At 31.7% G+C, this 2,571-nt stretch carries 4 protein-coding genes; 3 read left to right on the top strand and 1 reads right to left on the bottom strand.

The features are described from left to right. Positions 1–170: 170 nt before the first annotated feature. Both VK071_11050 and VK071_11045 read left to right on the top strand, forming a co-directional pair. Positions 171–374, top strand: a complete 204-nt coding sequence (locus VK071_11050) for a hypothetical protein (protein HLR35846.1) — start codon at positions 171–173, stop codon at positions 372–374. Positions 375–388: 14 nt separating this feature from the next. Next, on the top strand, positions 389–802 hold the full coding sequence (locus VK071_11045) for a hypothetical protein (GenBank protein ID HLR35845.1): 414 nt from the start codon (positions 389–391) through the stop codon (positions 800–802). A 145-nt stretch (positions 803–947) separates the two neighbouring features. Here the strand turns inward: VK071_11045 and VK071_11040 are convergent, their stop codons facing one another. Next, the gene (locus VK071_11040) at positions 948–1,142 is read right to left on the bottom strand and encodes a hypothetical protein (GenBank protein ID HLR35844.1); all 195 of its coding nucleotides are present in this window, start codon (positions 1,140–1,142) and stop codon (positions 948–950) included. A 248-nt stretch (positions 1,143–1,390) separates the two neighbouring features. Between VK071_11040 and VK071_11035 the strand changes: the two genes are divergently transcribed. After that, positions 1,391–2,571, top strand: a 1,181-nt coding sequence (locus VK071_11035) for an MFS transporter (GenBank protein ID HLR35843.1), incomplete at its 3' end; no start/stop codon positions are given.

The raw sequence follows: 2,571 nt of genomic DNA, 5'->3' as shown, positions 1-2,571 counted from the left end.
GTTGTTTTTTATCATGGTTTTAATATACCACAAACATCGTGTGTTGTCAATGGTTTTTTAAAACCATGTTTAAAGTTTAGTTTTTTGGATTATTTTACAATTACTTCCTCTCGTGGATATATAAGAGTAGACTCAAATTCCACTTTTGAAAAAATGAAAGGAGCTTTAACATGAGATATTATTTAGATTTTAATGAACTAAACTGTAGTATCAAGGAGGAATTAGTTGAATTTGCAACTGAAGATTATCTAAATCAATATGGTATAGATGATATTGAAGAAATCATTTCTGATACTGAATTAGATTATGATGATCTACTATCTTTGAAAGTTTCAGAACACATGGCTAGAGTTACTATTAAAATAAAATTATAAGGAGAGATGATTAAATGATATTTAAAAACAGAAGAATTACCACCAAAAATTTAAGTCCTCAAGATGCCTGGGATAAATTCGTTGATATGAATGAAGAAAAATTTATTGCTTTTATGAGGCCAGCAACAGATATTGGAGAAATCTGCAAAATTTATGCAAGTGATCTTCCCAAGGCTTTTGAGTATGAGAAAATATTATTTACTAATAAACAAATTAAAGAAATAGAAAGATTACTATGTATTTACTTAACTGATTTTGTAAATAGTAAAGGTGGCTATAAAAAATTAGACCTTATGACAGAAGAAGAAATAGAGGATTATTTTGACCAGAAATTTGAAAAATCTTTGGAATACATGGCTTCTTATTTTGATTGTACCCCTGAAGAAATTTACCAGGCTATAGACATCTTAGATGAAGACGAAGATTAATTTTAACTTGGTAGAGTTATCTAATAATTATAATTATTAGATAACTCTACAATGATAGATAATTGCCACCACTCTTCTATTATTTTAACTCAATATCTTATCTCCCACATTTAACCAGACATAAGTCCCAAAAAATCCTTCTATCCTACCATTTTTTCTTCTTAGTATATTCCTTTAAGAGTTCCTCTTCTGTTACCCAATTAGTTAATAAGTCTACTAGATCTTTTTTTGCTTCTTCAATATTTTCATATTCATTTATTATTCTACAGAGCTGGACCTTATCATTAGGATTTGTTTTTATTGTATAGCCCTTAGTCAATTCATTATTTATTTTTTTCATACTTATTACCCCCTAAAGTTATATTCATTTCATTTTCTTTCTATTTTGCTTCTTGTATAGGTGTTCATACTTAAGATATGGAGCTTTTCCTTTATTATAGGGTTTATCTCTCGCTCTTTGAAGGTATGTTTACAGATTGTTTATTAAGGATCTGTAATATTTGGGCTGTTCCCTGTCAATCTATTCAGAAAATATTATCCTATCTATGTTATAATAGAGGAAAATACATATTTTAGGAGGTCTTATTTGTGAAATTAAATTATAAGCGTACCTTTTTTATTGGACTGGCCTTTATGTCCATTTCAGCTTTTTGGCAATTGTATGATAATATTATTCCTCTTATACTACAGAATACCTTTCAGTTAGGAGAGACCTTAACTGGTGGTATAATGGCTATTGACAATGTTTTGGCCTTGTTTTTATTGCCTGTCTTTGGGGCTCTTTCGGACAAGGTTGATACTAGATTGGGAAAACGTACACCCTTTATTCTAGGAGGTACTATTTTAGCTGTCATATTCATGATAGTCATCCCTTATGCAGATAATAGTAGAAATTTTGCTTTATTCTTTATCGCTTTAGGGATTGTCCTCTTGGCTATGAGTACCTATCGTTCGCCTGCTGTGGCCCTCATGCCTGACCTAACACCTAAGCCTTTGAGGAGTAAGGCTAATGCAATTATTAACTTAATGGGTGCTGTAGGTGGAATTATTACCCTTATATTGATTAAGATTTTGATACCTAGTGGACATAATCCTAATTATATGGGGATTTTTATGGCTATTGCTGGATTAATGATCATAGCTGTCACTATACTTTTGATAACCATTCGAGAAAGGAAACTATCCAAAGAAATAGAGGACTTAGATGGACCGGCAATTGAAGATGATGAGATATCTAATCAGGGAAAAACTAAATCAGAACTTCCCCCCGAGGTAAAAAGGAGTCTTTACTTTATCCTTGCCTCTATATTTTTATGGTTTACAGCCTATAATGCAGTCATAACTGCTTTTTCAAGATATGCTGTCAATGTATGGGGATTGGAGGGTGGAGGATTCGCAGATGCATTAATGGTTGCTACAGGGGCTGCCATATTATCCTATATACCTATAGGAATTATATCTTCTAATATAGGTAGAAAGAAAACTATTATAATTGGGATTGTAATGATGAGTATTTCTTATTTCTCTGGATTTTGGTTTTTGGAGTATTCACCTGTTATAAATATAGTCTTTGCCTTTACTGGTATAGGTTGGGCTGCTATCAATGTGAATTCCTATCCTATGGTTGTTGAAATGGCCCAAAGTGCAGATATTGGAAAATATACAGGCCTCTACTATACATTTTCAATGGCTGCTCAGATTTTCACTCCTGTATTTTCTGGATTTTTATTAGAACATATAGGCTATAGAACATTGTTCCCTTATGCATT

Source organism: Tissierellales bacterium (genome assembly GCA_035301805.1).
Lineage (GTDB): Bacteria > Bacillota > Clostridia > Tissierellales > DATGTQ01 > DATGTQ01.
This window is presented reverse-complemented; position numbering and strand designations above follow the sequence as displayed.

Coding starts and splice junctions, on each gene's coding strand:
- VK071_11050 (HLR35846.1), top strand. CDS start 171: ATGAGATATTATTTAGATTTTAATGAACTAAACTGTAGTATCAAGGAG.
- VK071_11045 (HLR35845.1), top strand. CDS start 389: ATGATATTTAAAAACAGAAGAATTACCACCAAAAATTTAAGTCCTCAA.
- VK071_11040 (HLR35844.1), bottom strand. CDS start 1,142: ATGAAAAAAATAAATAATGAATTGACTAAGGGCTATACAATAAAAACA.